Raw genomic sequence first — 2,892 nt, 5'->3', positions numbered from 1 at the left:
GTTGCTATCCCGTTGCCGAGCCGGTTGCCGGGGAAAATCCCGAAACTATCGGCTTTTCTCCCCTATGACAACCAAAACAACAGAAAAATAAAAGAAAAGTATAAATAGTAACCATCGCCAGATTGAGATTGTTTGCAAGGTCTTTTGAAGCCCGTTGCCGGACTTCGTTGCCGACACCCTCTGTCTGGCTATTTTCATGTATGGAGGATAACTGCCTATGGCAAAAAACAAAACAGAGATTCATGTGACTACGGTGTTTGACGGGGAGCTTGACGCAACCGATGTGTTCGTCAGCCTGATTTCCCAGAAATACGGTAAGACAAATACGAAAGACTATCTTGCTAAAAGGAAAGATATGAGCTATAATGAAGATGAGGTTCAAAAGAGCCAGATACCGTCTGGATTGTGTGGGTAAATGGCTATGATGAACGAAATGGAATACAGAACAATCGGTTCGGCACTTGCCGGAGGGTATCGTGCAGCGGTCTATTGCAGGCTGTCAAAGGACGATGACCTGCAAGGCGAAAGTGCCAGTATCGCAAACCAGCGTGATATGCTGGAAAAATACTGCGAAAAGCAGGGATGGGAGGTTGTGGCAGTCTATCAGGACGATGGCTTCACAGGTCTTAATATGGAGCGTCCTGATTTACAGAGAATGTTGAGAGCCATTGAGCGCAGGCAAATCAACCTTGTCATCACGAAAGACCTCAGCCGACTGGGGCGTAACTATCTGCAAACCGGGCATTTGATTGAGGACTTTTTCCCAAGAAACGGTGTCCGCTATATCGCCATGAATGACGGTATCGACACCCTGCGGGATAACAACGATATTGCCCCGTTCAAGAATATCCTGAACGAGATGTACAGCAAGGATATTTCCAAGAAAGTCCATTCCTCTTATCTTCTGAAAGCGCAGAAAGGACAGTTTACCGGGTGTCTTGCCCCGTTTGGGTATCGGAAAGACCCGGAGGACAAAAACCATCTGCTCATTGACGAGGAAACCGCCCCGATTGTGCGGCTGATTTTCGGATATGCCCTGAACGGTCATGGTCCGAACTATATCCGCAGACGGCTGGAGGAAGAAAAAATCCCCTGCCCCACATGGTGGAACCGGGAACGGGGGCTTCGCAATACCCGCACCAAATGGGAAAAGAAAGACCCGGAAAACGGGCGGTATATGTGGGACTTCTCCGTTATCAAAGACCTTTTGATGAATCCCGTCTACACCGGGGCGATTGCTTCCCAGAAAAAGGACTACCGTTTCAAAATCGGCACGATTGGGGAAAAGAAGCCGGAGGACTGGATTGTGGTGGAGGGGCAGCATGAACCGCTGATTGACCGCATGAGCTTTGACATTGTGCAGAACAAGCTGAAATCCCGCCAGCGTCCGGGGCAGACCAATGAAATCAGCCTGTTTGCCGGACTGATAAAATGCGGCGAGTGTGGGAAGTCGCTGACGATACGCTGCACAAACGCAAAACATCCCCAGCAGATTTATTCCTGCAAGACCTACAATGCCTTTGGAAAGAACCACTGCACCCAGCACCGGATTGACTATGACACCCTTTACAGCCATGTGCTGCGGAAAATCCGGGAATGTGCCAGGGCTGCCCTGATGGACGGGGAAGCGGTTGCCGACCGCCTGACCAATACCTGTGAAGCAGAGCAGCGGGAACAGCGGGAAGCAATGGAACGCTCCCTTACAAGGGACGAGGAACGGATTGAGGTTCTGGACAAAATGGTCATGCGGCTTTATGAGGATATGATTGCAGGGCGTATCAGTGAGCAGAATTTCAACACCATGCTGGAAAAGACACAGACCGAGCAGACGGAGCTTAAAGCAAAAGTGTCCGAGGGCAGGAAGCGGCTGTCCGATGAAGCCCAGCTTGCCAATGACGCAAAACAATGGGTGGAAGCCATTCAGGAATATGCCAACATCACAGAGCTGGACGCAGCCACCCTTAACCGCTTAATCAAAGAAATCGTCGTGCATGAGCGCATTGACGAAGATAAAACAAGACACATTTCTATCGAAATTCATTTTAATCTCAAACCCATCCCAGAGGTGGAACAGGTCACTGCCTGACCTGTCCTACCGGGACGATTCTCTTAAAAACACCATATAGATTTTTTGTACGCCGCCGCCCGCCATCGAGCAGAGTTTTACACCTAATTGGGGATAAAACAGCTGATGGCTGGTGCCGGAATCATGCTGCTGGGAACTACCCTGATTCCACAGCTGGCAACATTGTTCTCTTAAGAGGAGTGGTAGATGAACACCATCATTGAGAGAATTACGGAAGCGATAAAGGATATCCTGATTGGACTTATCAAGTCATGTTTGGATAACATGTTCACGTCTGTCAATGAGCAGGTGGGAACCATAGCCGGGCAGGTGGGACAGACACCGCAGGGATGGAATGCAGGGATTTTTAATCTGATCCAGAATATATCCCAAACGGTGATCGTCCCCATTGCGGGACTGATCATCACCTTTGTCCTGTGCTATGAATTGATCACGATGGTAACACAGAAAAACAATTTCCATGAATTTGAGACTTATAACATTTTCCTCTGGATCTTCAAAGCGTATGTAGCCATTTATCTGGTGACAAATACGTTCAATATCACGATGGCGGTCTTTGATGTTGGCCAGCATGTGGTCAACAATGCCGCCGGGGTGATATCAGGAAACACTGCGGTGGATGCAACAGAAGCAATTTCACGGATTGTGGATGCCCTGGAGGATATGGAGTTAGGGGATTTGTTCCTGCTATCCATGGAAACGATGTTGATCAGTGTTACCATGCACATTCTGTCAATTATCATTACGGTAATCTTGTTCGGAAGAATGATAGAAATTTACCGCGCGTCCAGAAGCGCCGCTTTTCA

Annotated in this window: 3 protein-coding genes and 1 pseudogene; all 4 read left to right on the top strand. The window is 48.6% G+C overall.

Features of this window, described 5'->3' with window-relative positions; genetic code table 11:
- The first annotated feature begins 217 nt into the window (after nt 1–217).
- Nucleotides 218–415, top strand: a complete 198-nt coding sequence (locus DWY93_RS16520; RefSeq protein WP_117471371.1) for a hypothetical protein — start codon at nt 218–220, stop codon at nt 413–415.
- Nucleotides 416–2,086 carry a recombinase family protein gene (locus DWY93_RS16515; protein ID WP_117472722.1) on the top strand — a complete coding sequence of 557 codons (1,671 nt, stop codon included), beginning with the start codon at nt 416–418 and terminating at the stop codon, nt 2,084–2,086. It abuts the gene before it with no gap.
- A 90-nt stretch (nt 2,087–2,176) separates the two neighbouring features.
- Nucleotides 2,177–2,260, top strand: a pseudogene (locus DWY93_RS17905) (Maff2 family protein); the annotation flags it as partial.
- A gap of 12 nt (nt 2,261–2,272) precedes the next feature.
- The coding region (locus tag DWY93_RS16505) for a VirB6/TrbL-like conjugal transfer protein, CD1112 family (protein ID WP_117472720.1) at nt 2,273–2,892 on the top strand (620 nt) is incomplete at its 3' end.

The sequence above is a fragment of the Clostridium sp. AF28-12 genome (genome assembly GCF_003435225.1).
Taxonomy (GTDB): domain Bacteria; phylum Bacillota; class Clostridia; order Lachnospirales; family Lachnospiraceae; genus Pilosibacter; species Pilosibacter fragilis.
This window is presented reverse-complemented; position numbering and strand designations above follow the sequence as displayed.